The sequence below is a fragment of the Hyphobacterium sp. genome (assembly GCF_043584775.1).
Classification (GTDB): Bacteria; Pseudomonadota; Alphaproteobacteria; order Caulobacterales; family Maricaulaceae; genus Hyphobacterium.
Genome location: NZ_CP121327.1, coordinates 368,243 through 386,951 on the forward strand (window position 1 = coordinate 368,243; position 18,709 = coordinate 386,951).

20 protein-coding genes are annotated in these 18,709 nt (G+C 60.7%); 6 read left to right on the plus strand and 14 right to left on the minus strand.

Annotated elements, in window-relative coordinates:
- Window positions 1-132: 132 nt before the first annotated feature.
- A complete protein-coding gene (locus tag P0D52_RS01760; RefSeq protein ID WP_394693727.1) occupies window positions 133-870 on the plus strand; it encodes a GGDEF domain-containing protein in 738 nt (245 codons plus the stop codon).
- Window positions 871-872: 2 nt separating this feature from the next.
- On the opposite strand, the gene P0D52_RS01765 is transcribed toward P0D52_RS01760, so the two are convergent.
- The 3 genes from P0D52_RS01765 to P0D52_RS01775 form a co-directional block, all read right to left on the minus strand.
- Window positions 873-1,088, minus strand: a complete 216-nt coding sequence (locus P0D52_RS01765) for a YdcH family protein (RefSeq protein ID WP_394693728.1) — start codon at window positions 1,086-1,088, stop codon at window positions 873-875.
- Between the two features lie 64 nt (window positions 1,089-1,152).
- Entirely contained in the window at window positions 1,153-1,620 is a 468-nt protein-coding gene (locus P0D52_RS01770) for a TIGR02444 family protein (RefSeq protein WP_394693729.1), read from the minus strand.
- Window positions 1,617-2,219: a UbiX family flavin prenyltransferase gene (locus P0D52_RS01775; RefSeq protein ID WP_394693730.1), complete on the minus strand. Its 603-nt coding sequence runs from the start codon at window positions 2,217-2,219 to the stop codon at window positions 1,617-1,619. The genes P0D52_RS01770 and P0D52_RS01775 overlap by 4 nt, the downstream gene beginning before the upstream one ends.
- A gap of 91 nt (window positions 2,220-2,310) precedes the next feature.
- Between P0D52_RS01775 and P0D52_RS01780 the strand changes: the two genes are divergently transcribed.
- The 3 genes from P0D52_RS01780 (at window position 2,311) to P0D52_RS01790 (ending at window position 4,263) form a co-directional block, all read left to right on the plus strand.
- Complete coding sequence (locus P0D52_RS01780) at window positions 2,311-2,481, plus strand: YdcH family protein (protein WP_187165709.1); 171 nt, start codon at window positions 2,311-2,313, stop codon at window positions 2,479-2,481.
- Window positions 2,482-2,569: 88 nt separating this feature from the next.
- Entirely contained in the window at window positions 2,570-3,439 is an 870-nt protein-coding gene (locus tag P0D52_RS01785; protein ID WP_394693731.1) for a tetratricopeptide repeat protein, read from the plus strand.
- Window positions 3,440-3,453: 14 nt separating this feature from the next.
- Entirely contained in the window at window positions 3,454-4,263 is an 810-nt protein-coding gene (locus P0D52_RS01790; protein ID WP_394693732.1) for an SDR family NAD(P)-dependent oxidoreductase, read from the plus strand.
- Here the strand turns inward: P0D52_RS01790 and P0D52_RS01795 are convergent.
- Both P0D52_RS01795 and P0D52_RS01800 read right to left on the minus strand, forming a co-directional pair.
- A complete protein-coding gene (locus tag P0D52_RS01795; RefSeq protein WP_394693733.1) occupies window positions 4,239-4,928 on the minus strand; it encodes a DUF1013 domain-containing protein in 690 nt (229 codons plus the stop codon). The genes P0D52_RS01790 and P0D52_RS01795 overlap by 25 nt on opposite strands.
- Before the next feature lie 155 nt (window positions 4,929-5,083).
- Window positions 5,084-6,070, minus strand: a complete 987-nt coding sequence (locus P0D52_RS01800) for an NAD(P)H-quinone oxidoreductase (RefSeq protein WP_394693734.1) — start codon at window positions 6,068-6,070, stop codon at window positions 5,084-5,086.
- Between the two features lie 78 nt (window positions 6,071-6,148).
- Here P0D52_RS01800 and P0D52_RS01805 point away from each other — a divergent pair, with 78 nt between their 5' ends.
- Both P0D52_RS01805 and P0D52_RS01810 read left to right on the plus strand, forming a co-directional pair.
- The gene (locus tag P0D52_RS01805) at window positions 6,149-6,343 is read left to right on the plus strand and encodes a DUF1192 domain-containing protein (protein ID WP_394693735.1); all 195 of its coding nucleotides are present in this window, start codon (window positions 6,149-6,151) and stop codon (window positions 6,341-6,343) included.
- Window positions 6,344-6,410: 67 nt separating this feature from the next.
- Window positions 6,411-6,920: a DUF1465 family protein gene (locus P0D52_RS01810; RefSeq protein WP_394693736.1), complete on the plus strand. Its 510-nt coding sequence runs from the start codon at window positions 6,411-6,413 to the stop codon at window positions 6,918-6,920.
- Window positions 6,921-6,995: 75 nt separating this feature from the next.
- Here the strand turns inward: P0D52_RS01810 and rpmE are convergent, their stop codons facing one another.
- The 9 genes from rpmE to P0D52_RS01855 form a co-directional block, all read right to left on the minus strand.
- Entirely contained in the window at window positions 6,996-7,214 is a 219-nt protein-coding gene (gene rpmE / locus P0D52_RS01815; protein WP_394693737.1) for a 50S ribosomal protein L31, read from the minus strand.
- Between the two features lie 98 nt (window positions 7,215-7,312).
- A complete protein-coding gene (locus P0D52_RS01820) occupies window positions 7,313-8,326 on the minus strand; it encodes a peptidoglycan -binding protein (RefSeq protein WP_394693738.1) in 1,014 nt (337 codons plus the stop codon).
- 3 nt (window positions 8,327-8,329) lie between these two features.
- The gene (locus P0D52_RS01825) at window positions 8,330-9,325 is read right to left on the minus strand and encodes a hypothetical protein (protein ID WP_394693739.1); all 996 of its coding nucleotides are present in this window, start codon (window positions 9,323-9,325) and stop codon (window positions 8,330-8,332) included.
- 176 nt (window positions 9,326-9,501) lie between these two features.
- Window positions 9,502-11,184 (minus strand): alkaline phosphatase D family protein, encoded by a 1,683-nt coding sequence (locus tag P0D52_RS01830; protein ID WP_394693740.1) that lies wholly within the window; start codon window positions 11,182-11,184, stop codon window positions 9,502-9,504.
- A 10-nt stretch (window positions 11,185-11,194) separates the two neighbouring features.
- The gene (locus tag P0D52_RS01835; protein WP_394693741.1) at window positions 11,195-13,501 is read right to left on the minus strand and encodes a penicillin acylase family protein; all 2,307 of its coding nucleotides are present in this window, start codon (window positions 13,499-13,501) and stop codon (window positions 11,195-11,197) included.
- An 85-nt stretch (window positions 13,502-13,586) separates the two neighbouring features.
- Window positions 13,587-14,321: an SDR family NAD(P)-dependent oxidoreductase gene (locus P0D52_RS01840; RefSeq protein ID WP_394693742.1), complete on the minus strand. Its 735-nt coding sequence runs from the start codon at window positions 14,319-14,321 to the stop codon at window positions 13,587-13,589.
- A 3-nt stretch (window positions 14,322-14,324) separates the two neighbouring features.
- On the minus strand, window positions 14,325-15,731 hold the full coding sequence (locus P0D52_RS01845) for a coniferyl aldehyde dehydrogenase (RefSeq protein WP_394693743.1): 1,407 nt from the start codon (window positions 15,729-15,731) through the stop codon (window positions 14,325-14,327).
- 14 nt (window positions 15,732-15,745) lie between these two features.
- The gene (locus P0D52_RS01850; RefSeq protein ID WP_394693744.1) at window positions 15,746-17,350 is read right to left on the minus strand and encodes a GMC family oxidoreductase; all 1,605 of its coding nucleotides are present in this window, start codon (window positions 17,348-17,350) and stop codon (window positions 15,746-15,748) included.
- Entirely contained in the window at window positions 17,350-18,558 is a 1,209-nt protein-coding gene (locus P0D52_RS01855; protein ID WP_394693745.1) for a serine hydrolase domain-containing protein, read from the minus strand. The genes P0D52_RS01850 and P0D52_RS01855 overlap by 1 nt, the downstream gene beginning before the upstream one ends.
- Between the last annotated feature and the right edge of the window lie 151 nt (window positions 18,559-18,709).

Sequence of the window (18,709 nt, forward strand, 5' to 3'; positions counted from 1 at the left end):
CAGGAAGCGCGGGAACATACGCAGATGCCAGCGCGCGTCAAGGAAAAGGGAAAAACCCTCCATTAACCTTGACCCTTTCTTAACTGCCCTTCGCCAAGATTTGAGTCAGATCAGATACTTCGGGCTGAACATATGCGAATTCGTCCTTTTGATGCGCTGAATAAAATGAAGTCGACCGGCGAGGCCAGTAAGGCGTCTGCCGCCAGCGGTACGTCTTCGACGGCCTCAATGTCGGCCCCGCGCGATGCGGCCCAGATCATGGGCGTTCCGGAGAATGAACTGACCCCGAATGTCCAGCGCGCCCTGCTGGGCCTGATGGGCGAGGTGGACCAGCTCCGCAAGGATACCGAGCGTTTGCGCAGCCGCGTGCGCGAACTGGAATCGCTCGCCGATCATGACGTATTGTTGCCGGTGCTCAATCGCCGGGCCTTTGTCCGTGAAGTCTCGCGCGCGCTGGCTCTGGCGGAACGCCATGAAGCGCCGTCCGCGCTGGTCTATTTTGACCTGAATGGCTTCAAGGACATCAATGACAATTATGGCCATGCGGCAGGCGATGCGGCCCTGCATCATGTGGCTGCGACGCTGACGGCCAATCTGCGCGAGACCGATTCGGTCGGGCGATTGGGCGGGGATGAATTTGGCGTGGTGCTGACCCTGACCACGGTCAGCCAGGCCGAATACAAAGCCAGTGATCTGGCCGATGCGATCGAGAATACCGCTTTCATGCATGATGGGCGCGAGCTGCACATCAATGCGGCCTGGGGCGTTCACCCGCTGCAACCCGGTGTGAATGTCGATGCGGCCATGGCCCAGGCGGATGCCGCCATGTATGCCCGCAAACAGGAATTGAAGACAGCCGTAACCGGCTGAAATCAGGCGATAATATCGGGTGTCATGCGGTCTTCGAGCTCGGCGATGCGGTCCTTGAGCTGAAGCTTTTCCTTTTTCAGACGCGCGACTTTCAACTGATCGGCCACGCCCATCTCCTGAAGCGCTAACACTTCGGAATCCAGCGCGCGGTGCCGGAATTTCAGCTCGTCAATCTTCGCCCGAATGGTGGATTGCTCGAGGAATTCGTCTTCGCTCATCGCCGGTCGCGTTTCTTCATTGTTGCCAGAAACCGCCCCCTTATCCCGGGGCGGGCTTCGTGTCTTACACTTTTTTGACGGGAGATAAAACGGCTTTCAATAGGGAAGTAAAATCAATGTGAAGGCCCTTCAAACGGGCATATTCGGCAAGTGCTTGTGCCGCCGTCATTCTCGCCTCCGTCCCGCTTTCCGGCGCGCTGGCGGCGAGTTCGAACAATATGTCCTGCTCGACATGTTCGGCATCCAGCTCACAAGCCAGTACGGATTTATAGAGCGTCTCGGCACGGGGCCGGTCTTTCAGCTTGCGCCGTGTCTCGCGCAGGGCGGACGTGACCTCGCCAGACCAGTTTTCCAGCGCATCCATTGCCGCCTCGATGTGCAGTGCGGCATTGCGGCCTTCGGTCGCCAGCCACAGACACCAGAGGCAGATATTGACGTTGAGACCGTGACGATCCTGCAAATCCAGACAGGCGGCTGCGACACCGGGCTGCTCATAAACCTGCAGAGACCAATCCCAGAAAGCCTGGCTCATGTGCGCGCGGCGGGGCGTTTGCCGCCGTCCAGATCTTCACCCCAGCGGCGGGTCGGCTTCCAGTTCAAACCGAATAGGTCGAGCGCCCGCCCGACGGATTGGTTGACGATGTCATCGATGGTTTCGGGATTGGTATAGAAGGCCGGCAGGGGCGGCTGGATGACGGCCCCCATCTCGGTCAGCTGCGTCATGGTACGCAAATGGCCAAGGTGAAACGGGGTTTCCCGCACCATCAGCACCAGACGGCGCCGCTCTTTCAGCGTGACATCTGCCGCGCGGGCAATCAGGCCGGACGTGACGCCGGTGGCGATTTCAGACATCGACCGGACCGAGCAGGGCGCAACCAGCATGCCCATATTGCCGAACGAACCGGACGCAATCGACGCGCCGATATCCGAGGGCTTGTAGGCATAATCGGCGAGGGCTTTCAGCTCTGCCGGCGTGGTATTGGTCTCGTATCCGAGGGTCATTTCCGCGGCTTTGGAGGCCACAAGATGGGTTTCGATGCCGAGTTCACGAAGCGCCTGCAAGGCGCGGATGCCGTAAATGACGCCCGAGGCGCCTGAAATTCCGACAATAATCCGTCCGCGTTCAGACATTTTTTGCTCCGTTACGAATTGTGAAGTGACACATAGGCCGGACGGTGTTTCAATTCCCTATTCCGTTGTAGTTATCGCAAGGAGGCGACTTATGACGATTGAAGCGCACATCCGTGAACTGGACGCTCGACACAATCAACTGGACCACAAAATTGAAAACGAATGCAAGCGCCCCGGGTCTGACACGCTTCAAATTGCCTCACTCAAGAAAGAAAAACTTCGACTTAAGGAACAGATAGAGCTCCTTCGACGAAGTCACTGACGTCAAATTGATCACGCTTACAGTAGGGCGGCCTTGCGAAAGGCCGCCCTTATTGCATGATCGCACCGGAATATTCTGGAGCCCACGCATGTTTCGACTCCCTTTCCTTCTGGCCATCGGCGCGATGGTGATGGCTTGCACCCCGGCAGATTCCGGCGCGGTGGCCCATAGCGATCCCTGTCAGGCCGGCGAAGACGCGCTGACGGAAGGCGATGCCGGTGCCGCCATTTCGGCCTTTGAAACCTGTCTCAATTCGGCAGACCTCGATCCGGGCGAAGAAGCCATCATTCATACCCGCCTGGGCGGTGCCTATCTCTATGAACAACGCTTTGAAGAAGCGCTGCAGGCGTTCAATCTGGCCTATGCCATTGCCGAAACGCGCGGCGTTGCATTCGACGATGCCTATGTCCGCCGCAATCGCGGCATTGCCCGGCTGATGACGGGGGATTCAGAAGGGGCGTTGGTCGATCTGGAAGTCGCGGCCGGTGAAATGCCCGACGATATTTCCACCCAGCTCAATCTGGGCCGGACCTATGATCGTCTCGGCCGGCAAGCCGAGGCGGTTGTCGCCTATCAGAATGTCACCCGGCTGGAGCCGGAATGGCCCAGTGGCTGGATCAATCTGTCGGCCGCCTTTCTGGAGTTGGGTATGAATGAGCCTGCCATTGATCAGGCGCGCCGGGCCGTCGAGCTGAATCCGGAGAGCGGGTATTCCCTGAATGCGCTGTGCTGGGCGCTGATCGTGGATGAGCAGTATGCGACGGCCTTGCCGCTTTGCGAGCAGGCGGTTGCGGCCGAGCCGGAGAGTGGCGCGATCGTGCATTCGCTGGCCTCGGCTCTGGAAGGGGTCGGACGCATGGATGAAGCGCGCGACCTCTTTGCCGAGGCCTATGAGCTGATGCCGGACAATGAAACCCTTGAAAATGATTATCTGCGCACCCGCGCCGACACCGAATAGAGCGGAAAACAGTCATGGCCCAATCTGACCGCGTTGCCATCATCACCGGCGGAGCCAATGGAATCGGCCGCGCCTGCGCCCGCCGCTTTGCCGATGACGGGCTGAAAGTCGTCATAGCGGACCGCGACCGGGACTCCGGCAAATCGCTGGCGGAAGAACTCGGTGCCGACAAGGAACGGGCGCTGTTTGTCGATTGCGACGTGTCCGACAAGCTGTCCGTCGCCAATCTGATGGCCGAAACGCGGTCGGCGTTTGGCCGTCTGGATGTGCTGGTCAACAATGCCGGTATTATCGCCAAGGGCGATGTCCTGTCGCTGGAAACCGATGATTTTGACAAGGTGATCGCCGTGAATCTGCGCGGTGCCTTTCTGGTGGCGCGCGCCGCCGCCCGGCAAATGATCGACCAGATCGAGCATGATGACGAGCGTCCGGACGATTGCCGGAAGCGCTATGCCATCATCAACATGTCATCGGTGAATGCGGTGGTCGCCATTCCGGAACAGCTGGCCTATTGCGCCACCAAGGGCGCGATCAACCAGATGACCAAGTCCATGGCGCTGGCGCTGGCGGCGCAAGGCGTGCGTGTGAATGCCGTCGGGCCGGGCAGCATCAATACGGATGTGCTGAAAGCCGTGCTGGAAGACCGCAAGGCGATGGGGAAAGTCCTGTCGCGTACGCCGGTCGGAAAAATAGGCGACCCCGACGAGATCGCCGGGGTCGTGGCATTTCTGGCATCGAAGGATGCGAGCTATATCACCGGCGAATGCATCTACGCCGATGGAGGCCGTCTGGCCCTCAACTATCTGTCGTCGTCGTCCGACTGAGTCTTCTTGCCACCGAACAAAGTCTCGAGATTGACCTCGTCCATGCTGGTTGCGGATTCCTGCTCTTCGGCTTCCTGCTCGGCGGGGCCGGCAATCGGGTCCTGACCGGCAGCGCGGCGTTCCTCTTCCAGCTTCTCGCGGCGGGCCGACGCCTTGCGCACCTGTTCGTCCAGATCAATCTGCGTCGTCAGGCCCAGCGTGACCGGGTCTGTCGGCTTGATGTTGGAGGAGTTCCAGTGCGTGCGCTCGCGGACGGCTTCAATCGTCGTCTTGGTCGTGCCGATGAGCTTGGAAATCTGCGGGTCGGTCAGCTCCGGGTGATTGCGGACAAGCCAGGCAATGGCGTCCGGGCGGGACTGACGGCGCGACAGCGGCGTGTAGCGCGGGCCGCGTTTCTTGCGCGGCTGGTGCAGATCGTCATAGCGATGCTTGATGGCCGTCATGCGATAGTCCGCATCGGCTTCGGCCTTGCTGATTTCCTCACGGGACAACTGGCCATTGGAGACGGGGTCAGAGCCGCGTACACCGACGGCGACATCGCCATCGGCAATGCCTTTGACTTCGAGGCGGTGAAGGCCACAGAAATCGGCGATCTGCTCGAAGGTCAGCGCGGTGTTGTCGACCAGCCAGACAGCCGTGGCTTTCGGCATCAGAATTTCGGTCATTTTCAGCGTCTCCAGACGTAATGTGTTTCGGCCATAGAAAAACCCGGCACGGATGCCGGGTTGGATGGCCTTCCGACGCTGGCTCAGAACTTCACGCAAGCCAGCGATTTGCGCGTTGTATAGCGCGTCCGCCTGCACCTGAAAAGGGAGGAGGTTCAGGGGGTGAGCAGGATTTTCCCGGCATGGTCCCCGGCATCCATCAGGCGGTGCGCTTCGCCCGCTTTCTCCAGCGGGAAGGTTGCGTGGATTTCCGGCTTGAACCGTCCGCTTTCAATCCACGGCCAGACCGTGTTTTCAATCGCATTCGCCAGTTCCGTCTTTTCCGCATCGGGCCGGGCGCGAAGCGTCGAGCCGGTGAGGGTCAACTGCTTGAGCATGAGCCGCATCAGATCGGCCTCGATCCGGGAGCCCTGCAGGAAGGCGATCTGTATGATGCGCCCCCGGAAGGCGGCGCAATCGATATTCTTCTGCAAATAGGGCCCGCCGACCATGTCGAGAATGACATTGGCGCCGCCCGCTTCATTGAGGATGGCCACAAAGTCCTCCTCCCGGTAGTTGATGGCGCGCGTGGCGCCCAGACGTTCACACAGCGCGCATTTTTCCGGTGACCCGGCGGTGGCAAAGACGCGCGCTCCGGCGGCCTTGCCCATCTGGATGGCCGTTGTGCCAATGCCGCCCGCCCCGCCATGGACCAGCAGCGTGTCGCCGGCTTTCAGCTGCCCGGCCTGAAACACATTCGCCCAGACGGTGAATACGGTTTCCGGCAATCCCGCCGCCGCCGTCAGATCGATGCCTGTCGGTGCCGGCAATGTGCTGCCCGCCTTGGCGATGACGTAATCGGAATAGCCCCCGCCGGTCACGAGCGCACAGACGGCGTCTCCGGCCTTGAAGCGATCAACTGAGGCGCCAACGGCTACGATCGTCCCGGCGGCTTCCAGCCCGAGCCCCTCCGGTGCGCCGGGCGGGGGGGGATAGAAACCCATGCGCTCGAAGGTGTCCGGCTTGTTGACGCCGCAAGCGGCGGTGCGGATCAGGACTTCATTGTCGGCCAGCGCCGGCAGCGGCCGCTCGACAATCTGAATCGCCTCCGGGCCGCCGGGTTCGGGCGTGATGGCGATGCGGTGTGTGGTCGGAAGCGGCATGAAGGACCTTTCAGGCGAAGGGGCGACAAGCGCGATGGTGGGCGTTAGTGTGGGGGATCGCAAGAGAGGGAGGTGGATATGTTTGATGATGATGCACCCCTGAAGACACATTCGAATGCCATCATTCCGGGCGAAGATCTGTCGGAATTTTCAATCGAGGGATTGAAGGAGCGGCGCGATACCATTGAAGGCGAAATTGCGCGGATCGATGCGATGATCGCGTCCAAGGAATCCGGGCGGGAAGCCGCCGAGTCGATCTTCAAGCAGGGTTGATTGGGCTGGCCCGGCGATTGCAGTCATTATGGCACGTGGATCAAAGTAGGCATGTATGAGTGATGTTGTGAGTGATACGGGCTTTCAGTCGGGCAATCCGGCGGAACGCGTGGCCGAGTTTGCGGGCAGCGAGCATTTTTCGCGCCTGTTCCGGGACGGCATGGATATGGTGGAGGAAACCGCCGCCTATCTTGATGGTCCGGGCCGCGAGGATGCCAAATCGCTCGGGCGAGGCGGGGCTCTGGCCTATGCGGCGGAAAGCATGAAGCTGACCACCCGCCTGATGCAGGCCGCGTCCTGGCTTCTGGCGCAGCGTCAGGTGGCGGAAGGCGATCTGTCGGCTGATCAGCTGGTCACGGGCCAGTATCGCTTGCCCGATGATGATGATGTCGAGGATTTGTGGCCCGCCGACGGGGACCCGGTTCCGGGCGTTCTGGCCGATCTCGCCGCGCGGTCCCGGCAGCTTTATGCGCGGCTGAAGCGCATTGATGATTCCCTGTTTGAAAACACACGCGGCACGACAGGCAGCAGCCCGGTCGAGGATCAGATGAACCGTCTCAAGAACGCGTTCAGCTAGCGTCGCACAACCGGCAAAGAAAAAGGCGCGGGACCGAAGTCTCGCGCCTCTTTGATTCCGATATCCTTGAAAGGATCAGGCGAAACCCTTGAACTTGTCCTTGAAGCGGGACACGCGGCCACCGCGGTCCATCAGCTTCTGGTCGCCACCGGTCCAGGCCGGGTGGGTCGTTGGGTCGATATCCAGATTCAGCGTATCGCCTTCCTTGCCCCAGGTAGAGCGTGTCTGGAAAACCGTCCCGTTGGTCATGGTCACATTGATCATGTGATAATCGGGATGAATATCTTTTTGCATCGTAGCGCTCCGGCACGTCAGGCTGTGTTGCGGATATCTCCGCCAAATGAGCCGCGGCTTATAGCGGAGCGGTATTTAAAGGGCAAGCGGCTTTACCGCTACCGGCTGGTCAGTTTCAGTTCGATCCGCCGATTGCGGGCATAGGCTTCCTCGCTGGTGCCTTCGGCGATGGGCTGGAACTCGCCAAAACCGGCGGCCACAAGGTGTTCGGATGGCACGCCAAGGTCCTCAAACCAGTTCACCACCGAAATCGCCCGCGCCGCCGAAAGGTGCCAGTTGGACGGGTAGGTCGTACGGATCGGCCGCGGATCGGTATGTCCGTCAATCCGGATGATCCATTCAAGATCATCGGGAATTTCGGTCGTCAGCTGGATGATGGCGTCGGCAATGGGGCGCAGGCTTTCGCGGCCATCATTCGACAAGGCTGCCGAGCCAGACGCAAAAAGCACATCGGTTTCAAACACAAAGCGGTCGCCGACAACACTGACGCCCGAGCGGTTGCCGAGAATCTCGCGCAAACGCCCGAAAAAGTCCGAGCGATAGCGGGCGAGTTCCGCCGCGCGGCTGGCGAGGGCTGCATTGAGGCGTTCGCCGAGATTGAAGATCTGGCTTTCGAGCTCTTCCTCGCGCGCTTCGGCGGCATCCAGCAGTCCGGTGAGCTGCGAGATCTGATCGCGCAGGGCCTGCATCTGCAAATTCAGGGCGGTCAGCTGATCGACCTGGTTTGCGGTGACTTCCTCTTCGAGAATCAGGCGGGACTGGACGTCTTCCATCTGGCCCATGACGATGACGAGCTGGTCGGAAAGGTCGTCCCGTTCGGCTTGAACATCCGACAGGGTGGCGCGCAATGTCGTCATTTCCTGTTCGAGACGGGTGTTTTCACCTTCGGCCAGGGCCAGTTCATCGGTCAGCGTTGCCAGTTGCTGGTTCAGCGCGGCCAGTTGTTCATCGCGTCCGGTCAAGGCGCGGCTCAGCGCGAATTGTCCAGCAACGAAGATCGACAAAAGGAAGACGATAACCAGCAACAGCGTCGCCAGCGCATCGACAAATCCCGGCCAGTAATCGCCGGAATCTGTTTCGGTAAACCGCGAAAGACGTGGCGCGAAACTCATGGACTAGTTGCCCCGTGACCGGTTTTGCGCCTCGATGGCGCGGACCATGACGCGGATTTCCTCTCGCAGGGCGCGCGCGGCTTCCTGCTGACCCGTGGCGCTGTCCTCGGCGATCCGGCGCAAGGCACCATCAAGGTCCCGCGTATGCTTTTCCAGCGTGTGGGAAAGGCGGTCGAGCGTTTCGGCGGTCTGTTCGAGCAAGGCCCCGACATAGGCGGGCGACATCTCGCCATCCGCCGTGGTTGACGGACCGGCCGCTGCGACGCGGGAGATGGAGGACAGCCATTCCTCGATCTCGTTGAAGAAGCGGTTATGGGCGCGGCTGGCCTGCAGATCGAGAAAGCCGATGATTAGCGATCCGGCCAGACCAAAGAGCGAGGAGGCAAAGGCGGTGCCCATGCCCTGGATGGGATTTTCAATCGCCGCCATCAGCCGCAACACATCGGCTTCACCACCGGTCGAGGAGGCTGTCACGGCGCGGACGGCTTCGCCCACTTCGGACACAACGGCGAGCAGGCCCCAGAAGGTGCCCAGCAGGCCGAGGAAGATGAGCAAGCGCCCGAAATAGCGTGTGAAAGCGCCGGATTCCGCCATGCGTGCGCCGACCGAGTCGAGCACGGTGCGGACAGAATTGGTCGAGATCCGCACGCGGGAGCCGGCATCGCCCATCATCGAGGCCATCGGCGCGATCATGCTGGGCGGGTTGGGCAGGCTGGAAGAGTCCTCCGAGGTCCGGAAGCGGACCAGCCAGCGGGCCGCCGGCGCAATCGAAAGCGCCTGAAGATAGGTGTAGAGAATGCCGATCAGCAGCACCACCACGATCAGCCCGTTGATCGCCATATTGGCCATGAAGGCTTCTTCCAGCGGTCCGATCAGCAGGACGGCGATGACGCCGACTGCGGCCAGAAAAACCGTCATCCAGAAGAGATAGCGTCCCGGTCCGGTGAACTTCACCGTGGGGATGGTCTCGTTTCCAGAGTCTTCAAAACGTGAGGGCATGCCCGAAGTCCTTCCCGTCGGTCTGACATGAAAAAGCGTGATGCCTGCCTATCATGACGATTTGAGGGCGACCAGTTACAGCTTGTGCAACAATTTCAAAGCGGAATCGGAATCTCATTCCGAATCGAAAAACATGAATCGATTCAGTTGTTTGAATTGAATCAGGAAATTCGCCGTCAGATCGTGTCGATTTCCAGCCCGTTCGGCCCGCGCGTGACCCGCCAGCGGCTGTCACTGCCAGCCGTATAACCACGCCGCCTTATGGTGGAGACGGTCACGAACTCCGCCTCCATCGCATCAGGTGTCAGCGTGACGCGGATAAAGCCCTTGTCGCGATCATTATGCCGGAGGACGTCAGGATTTTTCTCCTCGATCAGGCGGGAAAAGGACACACCCGGCGCAGGGACGCGCTCGAAGGGTGAGGGCGAGGTGATCGAGGTGGTTCCGAATTCATAGCCGATGCGATGGCCTTCATCGTCCATCAGCTGATTGGTCCAGAAATTATGGCTGTCACCGGCAAAGGCGATCATGTCGCCACCAGCGTCGCGGACGGCATCATAGAGGCGTTCGCGTTCGGCGACATAACCGTCCCAGGCGTCCAGATTATAGGGGATGTCGAACTGGGAGCGCTGGATATAGCCCCAGGCCAGCTCATCGGATCTCGAGACAATAAATTTCAGCCAGCCCGGCAGGGCCTCGATCATGTCGGGCGTTTCCACCCGGCCCATCACAACCTGACCCCCGAGCAAGCGCCAGGGCTTGCCGGCCGCCGCCCGGAAGGCATCGGCAATCTGCGCGATCTGTGCCGCCCCCAGCATTTCGCGATCCTCACGTCCGACCTCATTGGCGCGCCAGTCGGCAATCGCCTGCTGGTTGGCCGGATCATCGGGGTCGGCATCGTCGGGTATCGGGAAGGTGGAGAAATCCATGGGCTGGTCGCGGGCCACATGGCGGGACTCGGTGACGGCCAGCGTTGCCAGATCACCGATTTCCGCAATCCGGGCCATGCCGATCTGGTCGCCCGGTTCCCGCGTCGGATTCCAGTCATGATAGGCGAGCATGGCGTTATAGACGCGCTCGTCATAGCTGCCTTCGCCTTCATTGTGATTTTCAGCGCCCGTGGCCCAGGCGTCATTGGCGACTTCATGGTCGTCCCACATCATCAACCAGGGGGCGGCTGCGTGGGCGGCCTGCAGATCCGGATCGGTCTTGTAGAGGGCGTGGCGGCGCGCATAGTCGCCATAGGAGATCAGCTCGTGACGCGGATCGACAACCCGATCCATCCGCTCGGCCTCCTCGGAGGCATAGCCGTCGGCGCTGTATTCATAGAGGTAATCGCCCAGATGCAGCACCAGATCGAGATCGGGCGTATTGGCCAGCTCGCGATAGGCGTTGAAATATCCCGCCGGGTAATTCGAGCAGGAGCAAACCGCCATGTTGAAGCGGTCGACGGCACCGGCGGGCAGGGTCCGGGTGCGGCCGACCGGCGAGGAAATGCCGTTGAACAGCATGCGATAGAAATAGGTGGTGGCAGGTTCCAGCCCGGTGGCGATGACCTTGAAGGTCGAGATCGCATTGCTGGTGACATAGGTGCGCTCTTCGCGATCCTCGAAGACAATGTTTTCGAAGCCTTCGTCGGTCGCGACCTGGAAGACGTACTCCCCGCCCGCATCATCTGTAATCGCCGTCCACAAGACAACGCTGGACTGATCCGGCTCGCCCGAGGCGACGCCATGCCGGAAGGGGCCGGTTTGCGGTTCCGGCTCGGGCCGTCGTGGTCCTGAGGAGCAGGCCGCCGCGGCAAAGGCGAGGCCGGAGGCGCCGAAAAGCGCGCCGCGTCGTGTGATGCGTATCGACATGGTGAGCGTCCTAGTTGGCGGGAGTCAGGGTGAGCGTGCGGGCGCCGTCCGGTGCCGATTCCGGCGCCCAGTCAGTGCGCATTTCAAAGGTTTCTCCGGCGGCCCACATCGGGGCGAGGTCGCGGTAGTGGTCCGACCAGGGGTGTCCGGATTGCCCCGGCGCATGCATGAAGCGGGAGGCGTCCAGATCCGACAAATCATAGATGGCGCGCAATGACGGGCCATGGAAGACGTCGAAATTCCCGGCGCGCACCGAATAGACCGCGACATTCACGGTCGAGCTGTCACCGCCAACGGGCTGGCGCACGGTGAACCAGTCCTCCAGCAATGGCAGGCCGGAGCCGGTGAAGACGGGGTGGTCGAAGACGGCCTGATGGGCTTCACCCCAGGTCCAGTTGTCGATGTCCGGGCCGTAGGTTTCGATGCCGCGCTCCATGGCGGTATCGAGGGCCGCACCGAGAATGTCAGGGCAGGTCTCGACGGCATCCGTTGTGACGTTGTCGCACCAATGGCCATCATCGCCGATCAGCACGTTTTCGGTGAAGACACGCCGCGTGGAAAGATGCCGCAGGAAGTCCTCGCCCAATTCGTCGGCATAGATGCCTTCCTGGATATCGCGATACCAGAGCGAATAGATGAGCGGTTCGGCCAGCAGCGCATCCATATCGCCATCCCAGTTCCGGAGCCGGTTCAGCGCTTGCTGGCCGCGTTCGGTCTGCGGCGTTGCGGCCAGAAGGGCCGGCAGGATGCGCTGGATCTGGGCCGAAACCTGATCCATCTGGATGTCGTGGAAGGTATCGGGCGTGTGGGCGTCTGTTTCGTCGAGCCGCTCCTCGATCCGTTCGGCGCGATAGGCGGCATAGCTGCCCGGCGTGTCATAGCCGTAATTGTCCGGGACAATGCGGTTATTGCCCGAGGCGATACGGCCAGAGACGGGGTTTTCAACCCGCGGCAGGTCCTCGTAGGGGACATATCCCGTCCAGTTGCCGTCCTCATCGCGGATGGGCAGCAGGCCGGGCGTTGTATAGCCGATCGTGCCATCGATATGGGCGTAATGCATGTTCTGCATCGGCGCTGTAAAGCCCCGGCCTGCCTCGACAAATTCGTCGAAGGATTGCGACAGCATCAGATTGTAGGAGACGCTGGCGACCTGATTGGAGCGGTCCAGTGCGGTCGAGACCAAAACAACGTCCTGATTGCCGAAGACATCCAGATTGAAATAATCCGGGTCCAGCACCGGCCCCTCGGGGGCATCGCGCAATGTGAGGGTGACAGCCTCACCGCCGCGCACCTCGATCACTTCGGTGCGTTCGGTGGTAGTCAGGCTTCCCGGCGCATGGGGCACCATGTCGATGACGTCGAAGCCGGTATTGGTGAAGCCCCAGGCCGAGACCTGATTGCGGCCCAGAACCACGAGGGGCGAGCCGGCAATGGTTGCGCCGACGACGGCCCCCTGTGGCAGGTTCAGACGGGCAAAATACCAGATGCCCGGTGCGCCGAGCGCCAGATGCGGATCATTGGCCAGAAGCGGTTCGCCGGTTGCGGTATGCTCGCCCGACAGGACCCAGGCGTTCGATCCATCATCAAAGTCCGGCTGGGCTTCGGTGGTGGGCTCAACCGGTTCCGGGGCGGGCGCGAAATCCTCGGCCTGCAACATGTTCGGTGCCCAGTCCGGATATCCCGGCAGGAATTCGGACAATTGCGTTTCGGAGAGGATTTCAGCCAGTTCGCGGCGCGCGACCTCCTCGCCTTCACCGGCGGCGAGGCTGTCGGCCATATAGACGACGACGGCCATGGAATCATGGAGCTCCCACGGTTCGGGCGTGGCTTGCAGGATCAGATATTCCGGCGGGTAATGGCCTTCGGCGAGACGCGCATTCACACCGGCGACATAGGCTTCGGCGGCGGTGCGGAATTCCGGAGACAGGTTTTCTGCCGCGGCATTGGCAACAAGGTGATAGCCGCGATTGCGGCTGCGGGCATCGGCGGTGACGGTGGCCGGATTGAGGTGGCCGAGCAGGGCAGACAATTCGCCGTGCACATAGCGGCGCATCATATCCATCTGGAAGAAGCGGTCCTGCGCGTGGGCGTAGCCAATGGCGAAATAGATGTCCTCGTCAGTCTCGCCGAAAATATGCGGGACGCCGTATTCGTCGCGGACAATCTGCACATCGCCGGATATGCCGGCGACCTCGACCGTGCCCTCCGTGCGCGGCAGGGAGGAGGAAAAGCGCCAATACCCGTAACCGAGGCCCACAGCCACAACCAGAATGCCAAGGCCGAGAATGGCCGCAATACCGCGAATTACCCAACGCATGAAAATTCCCCCTAATGATGCCCGCCCGCTTCGTGAACGGCGTTCACGGCAAATCTAGCAGGGTTTGCGCCGATGGGGAGTCGGGTCAGCGCATAAAGCTCGCGCCATTGATGTCGATCACCGACCCTGTGGCCGATCCGCACTGGCCTGACAACAGGAAGGCCGCCATGGCAGCGACTTCCTGCGGCTGGGCGACACGGCCGAGCGGAATATCTTTTACCGCTTCGGCGCGCGCCTCGACGCGGGAGGGGGCCATATCGGTTTCGATCCAGCCGGGGGTCAGCGTGTAGATCAGGACATTGTTGTGCGCGTGCGCGCGGGCGAGGGTTTTTGCTGCAGCGACCAGCGCGCCCTTGGACGCCGCATAACCGGCATGATCCGGCCCGTCGCCGCGATAGGCGGCACGGCTGGCGAGATTGACGATAGCGCCGCCTTTTGTGCTCCACTCATTGATGGCATTGCGCATCAATTCGCAGGGGGCGATGACGTTGACCTGCAATTGCTCGGTCCAGCCGGCTTCCCAGTTTTGTGCATTGTGCAGCGGGGTCTCGCGATAGACGCCGGCATTGTTGACGAGCGCATCGACACCACCGGCCATGGTTTTGGCTTTCAGCCAGATCCGGTCAGCTGCGCCCTTTTGCGACAGATCGGCGGCGATACAGCCGACCGCGTCAATCTCTTTTGCAAGCGCTACGGCTTCGTCCTGATTGACGTTGAAATGCAGGATGACTTTTGCGCCCGCAGCGGCGCAGGCGCGGGCGGTTTCCTTGCCGACGCCGCGCGAGGCGCCGGTCACCAATACGGTCTTGTCTTTCAGCATGGTCTATTTGTTCGCAATCATGTCGAAGAGTTTGCCATAGGGCGGAGCGATGAGGCGGGAGGGGTGCCAGACCGGCGCTTCAAACACGCTGCGGGCATGGGTGAAGGTCTCGAACCCGGCTTCGCCGTGATAGGCCCCATAGCCGGACGCGCCGACGCCGCCAAAGGGCAGATCCTCGACCGAATAGTGCAGCATGGTATTGTTCACCACGGCCCCGCCCGAAATCGTGCCGGCCAGTACGCGGCGGGCCGCTTTTTTGTCTTTCGAATAGACGTAAAGGGCGAGCGGGCGGTCTTTTGCATTCACCCGCTTCATGGCGTCGTCGAGTCCGTTATGCGCGATAATCGGCAGGACCGGACCGAAGATTTCCTCCTGCATCAGTTTGGAATCCTCGGGCGGATTGAGCACCACGGTCGGCGCGATCTTGCGGGCATTGCCGGGATCGCCGCCTTTGGCCTGAAGGATTTCAGCGCCGCCGGCTTTTGCCTCCTGGATCATCGCATTGAGGCGGTCATAATGGCGGTCGGACACGATGGCGGTGTAGTCTTCGTCCGTAGCCCAGTCCGGGTAGGATTTCTCGGCCTTGGCGATAATGGCTTCGGCAATCGGGCGGGTCTGGTCGGCCGGCGCCATGACATAGTCGGGCGCGATACAGGTCTGACCGGCATTCATGTATTTGCCGAAAGTCAGGGAGGCCGCGGCCGCTTCCGGCTTGAAGCCGGAATCGACAATGACGGGTGATTTCCCGCCCAGTTCCAGCGTCACCGGTGTCAGGTTTTCCGCCGCGGCTTTTGCGACCATCCGGCCGACATGGGTCGAGCCGGTATACAGCAGGTGATCAAACGGGATTTTCGTGAAGGCTTCGCCGACGGCCGGTCCGCCGAGCAGGACGGCGATATGGGTTTCGTCAAATTCCTCGGCCAGCATGTTGCGCATCAATTCGGACATGTTCGGCGTCAGCTCGGAGGGTTTGAGCATGATGCGGCAACCGGAAGCCAGTGCGGCGAGAATGGGTGAAAAGGCGAGCTGGAAGGGATAATTCCAGGGCGAGATGATGCCGACGACGCCCTTGGGTTCGCGGCGGATATAGGCCTTGCCCGGTGCCAGATTTCCGGGGATGGAGACCTTCCTGTTTTTCATCCAGCTCCAGAGATGGCGGCGCGTATGTTTCACCGCCGTCGTCATATAGGTGACTTCGGTCAGCTGGGTTTCGCAGCGCGAACGCACGCCGAAATCAGCCGCCGCGGCGTCCTTGATGGCGTCTCCATGCTTCTTCGTCAGCGCCCCGATGGCATCAATATCGCGCAGGCGATCCTTGTAGCTGCGATGGCGTTCGGCCTCGAAGGCGGCTTTCTGCGCCCGAAAAACGGCGTCCATCCGCTCGATCTGCTTGTTGTCCAAATCACTCATAATTCGAGCCTCCCTCAGGCGCTTTCGCGGATCATTTCGCCGGCCTTGTCAGCCAGCATCATGGTCGGCGCATTTGTATTGCCGCCGACCAGGCGCGGCATGGCAGAGGCATCCACCACACGCAGGCCTTTGACACCTTTCACGCTGCAATCGGCATTCAGAACGGCCAGCTCTCCCGATCCCATCGCGCAGGTCGATGTGGGATGGTAAAGCGTTTCGGCGCGCTGTCGAATGTCGGTGACCAGATCATCGCGCGTCCCGGATTTTTCCGGATGAACCCATTCAACAAACTCGTCCTTGAAGGCAGGCGCTTTCAGGATTTCGATGACTTTCTCATAGCCATCGGTCAGGGCCGTCAGATCAAAATCGGTGGCCAGATAATTCGGATCGATCGCCGGGTATTCGGCCGGATCGGCACTCTTGATCCGGATCTCGCCGCGGCTTTCCGGATAGAGATGGCAGACATGCAGCGTCATGCCGTGACCCATCTTGGTTTCCTTGCCGTGATTGAGGGAATAGCCGGGAATGAAGACGAGTTGCAGGTCCGGTATATCGCCGGCCACTGACGAGTTGATGAAAGCCCCGCCCTGGACCGGATTGATGGTAAAATCGCCATCGCCGCGGATCATCCAGCGCAGTACGTCATACATATTTTTCGGGAAGCGCTGGAGAGAGAGGCCGATGGCCTCGGCGGTCTTAACCTGCGCCACGGCGGCGACATCGAGATGGTCCTGCAAATTCCGGCCCACGCCCGGCAGATCGACTTCGACCGATACGCCGGCGGCTTTCAGCCAGTCCGCATCGCCAATGCCGGAGAGTTGCAGCAATTGCGGCGAATTGATCGCGCCGCCGGACAGGATGACTTCCTTGCGGGCGGTCAGTTCGGTGAGCTCGCCCTTGATATCCACCAGCATGCCGGTGGCCTTGCCGATTTCCAGCCGGACCTTGTGGCCGAGCGCCTCGGTGATGACGGTGATATTGCCGCGCTCCAGTGCCGGACGCAGAAAGGCATCGGCGGCACTCCAGCGGCGCGGACCATTCATGGTCACCTGATAGGGGCCGAAGCCGAATTGCTTCTCGCCGTTGAAGTCATTGTTTTCCGGGTATTGCAGCTCGCCCCCGGCTTCGAGGAAAAGTTTTGTCAGCGGGTTGAGCTTCGGAATGGACTGAACATGAAGCGGCCCGTCCGTGCCATGCAGCGGACCGGAATAGGTATTATTGTTCTCATGGCGTCTGAAGCGCTTTAGCGCGTCCGTCCAGCTCCAGCCCGGATCGCCGATCATCTCGCCCCATTCGTTGAAATTTTCCGGTGCGCCGCGCATATAATGCATGGCGTTGATGGAGGAGGAACCGCCAATCGTCTTGCCGCGCGGCCAGAACATGCGCCGGTTGTTGAGGCGTTCCTGCGGCTCGGTCTCATAATTCCAGTTGAAGGGGCCGCCGGACACGACCTCCTTCAGGAGCATGGGCGTGCGGATATTCGGGTGATCGTCCGACTTGCCGGCTTCGAGCACACAAATGGTCACGTCGCGATCCCGCGAGAGTTGCTCGGCAACGACGCAGCCGGCCGACCCGGCGCCAACGATGATGTAGTCGTATTCGGTTGCGTGTCCGGCCATCACTCTTCTCCCGCGGCTTCAGCGGCGATGGCGCGGAAGGCGGCAAAAGTCTCCGCCGTATGTGCGCCCCATTGTGGGTCAGCCGCAAAACGGGAGATCACCAGATTGCGCGAGGGGTCGACCCAGATGTACTGGCCATAAATGCCGGCGGCGAAAAACTCGTCCCGGTCGGTTTCCGGAAACCAGAAATGCAGGCCATAGCCGCGCAGCGGGTAGGTCGCATCGGCTTCCTGGAAGGGCGCATTGGCGTGGGTGGCCATCTCGACCCAGCCTTCGGGCAGGAGGCGCTCGCCATTCCAGACACCGTCATTGAGATAAAGCAGGCCGAGGCGGGCATAATCCACCGGGCGCGCATTCAGACAGCAATAGCCGAGCGCGATGCCGCCCTCGCCCATGACATTCTGGTTCCAGTAGGCATCGCTTTCCATGCCGAGCGGGGTCCAGATTTTTTCCTGCACGATTTCATGCAGCGGCTGGTCATAGATGCCGCGCAGTACGGCTGACAAAACGTGTGATGCCGAGGAGATATAGTCGAGCTCGGTCCCGGCTTCGGTGACGCGCTCGAACTGCAGCAGGGATTGGTCGATATTGCTGCCCCAGACGAAGGGATCGGCAAACAGAACGCCGATGTCAGACTCCGTGTCGCTGTAATCCTCGACGAAATCGATACCGGTGGACATCATCAGCAAATGCCGCAGCGAGGTTTCGCCGAATGCGGAGCCGGCATATTGCGGCGCAAAGTCCTGCGCGAGCTGGTCGAGATTGTCGATCCGGCCTTCCTGCATCGCCATGGCAATCAGCGTGGCGACAAAACTTTTTGCGACCGACCAGGAGGTCGGCAGACTCATTTCATCCGCGCCATTGAGATATTGTTCGTGCACGACCACGCCATCGACAATGACGGCCAGGCCCAGGGATTGTGTCATTTCCAGATATTGCTGCAGCGACCGGCTTTCGCCATCGAAGTCATAGGACACATCCAGCGGACGAATATCGCGCGGGAAAGGGGCGGGTTGCGTCGCTACCAGGCCAGCATACGGGAAATAGTCCGACATGTGCAGTGACACATCGATAATATTCTCCGGCTCGAATGCCTGTTGCACGAGTGCCGGTGAATAATCCGACCATGGACGATAGAACCAGCCCGCTGCAGCCGTTGCCAGTAATACGATCAGCAGCACCAGGCCGCCCAATATTCTCATAAGCATGACAGTTGTATTTCCCCCCTGTTAACCCCGATCAGGCACACGTCTTGCACGTGATGATGCATTCTGATGCTCGCCTGTTGCGCGTTCGCTACTGACAAGAGCATCGAAGTTTGATCTAGTAGGCGCAATAAAAGCTCACGCCGCAAGAGAA

Coding starts and splice junctions, on each gene's coding strand:
- P0D52_RS01785 (WP_394693731.1), top strand. CDS start 2,570: ATGTTTCGACTCCCTTTCCTTCTGGCCATCGGCGCGATGGTGATGGCT.
- P0D52_RS01820 (WP_394693738.1), bottom strand. CDS start 8,326: ATGAGTTTCGCGCCACGTCTTTCGCGGTTTACCGAAACAGATTCCGGC.
- P0D52_RS01775 (WP_394693730.1), bottom strand. CDS start 2,219: ATGTCTGAACGCGGACGGATTATTGTCGGAATTTCAGGCGCCTCGGGC.
- P0D52_RS01780 (WP_187165709.1), top strand. CDS start 2,311: ATGACGATTGAAGCGCACATCCGTGAACTGGACGCTCGACACAATCAA.
- P0D52_RS01770 (WP_394693729.1), bottom strand. CDS start 1,620: ATGAGCCAGGCTTTCTGGGATTGGTCTCTGCAGGTTTATGAGCAGCCC.
- P0D52_RS01835 (WP_394693741.1), bottom strand. CDS start 13,501: ATGCGTTGGGTAATTCGCGGTATTGCGGCCATTCTCGGCCTTGGCATT.
- P0D52_RS01805 (WP_394693735.1), top strand. CDS start 6,149: ATGTTTGATGATGATGCACCCCTGAAGACACATTCGAATGCCATCATT.
- rpmE (WP_394693737.1), bottom strand. CDS start 7,214: ATGCAAAAAGATATTCATCCCGATTATCACATGATCAATGTGACCATG.
- P0D52_RS01850 (WP_394693744.1), bottom strand. CDS start 17,350: ATGGCCGGACACGCAACCGAATACGACTACATCATCGTTGGCGCCGGG.
- P0D52_RS01765 (WP_394693728.1), bottom strand. CDS start 1,088: ATGAGCGAAGACGAATTCCTCGAGCAATCCACCATTCGGGCGAAGATT.
- P0D52_RS01790 (WP_394693732.1), top strand. CDS start 3,454: ATGGCCCAATCTGACCGCGTTGCCATCATCACCGGCGGAGCCAATGGA.
- P0D52_RS01825 (WP_394693739.1), bottom strand. CDS start 9,325: ATGCCCTCACGTTTTGAAGACTCTGGAAACGAGACCATCCCCACGGTG.
- P0D52_RS01855 (WP_394693745.1), bottom strand. CDS start 18,558: ATGCTTATGAGAATATTGGGCGGCCTGGTGCTGCTGATCGTATTACTG.
- P0D52_RS01795 (WP_394693733.1), bottom strand. CDS start 4,928: ATGACCGAAATTCTGATGCCGAAAGCCACGGCTGTCTGGCTGGTCGAC.
- P0D52_RS01845 (WP_394693743.1), bottom strand. CDS start 15,731: ATGAGTGATTTGGACAACAAGCAGATCGAGCGGATGGACGCCGTTTTT.
- P0D52_RS01840 (WP_394693742.1), bottom strand. CDS start 14,321: ATGCTGAAAGACAAGACCGTATTGGTGACCGGCGCCTCGCGCGGCGTC.
- P0D52_RS01830 (WP_394693740.1), bottom strand. CDS start 11,184: ATGTCGATACGCATCACACGACGCGGCGCGCTTTTCGGCGCCTCCGGC.
- P0D52_RS01760 (WP_394693727.1), top strand. CDS start 133: ATGCGAATTCGTCCTTTTGATGCGCTGAATAAAATGAAGTCGACCGGC.
- P0D52_RS01800 (WP_394693734.1), bottom strand. CDS start 6,070: ATGCCGCTTCCGACCACACACCGCATCGCCATCACGCCCGAACCCGGC.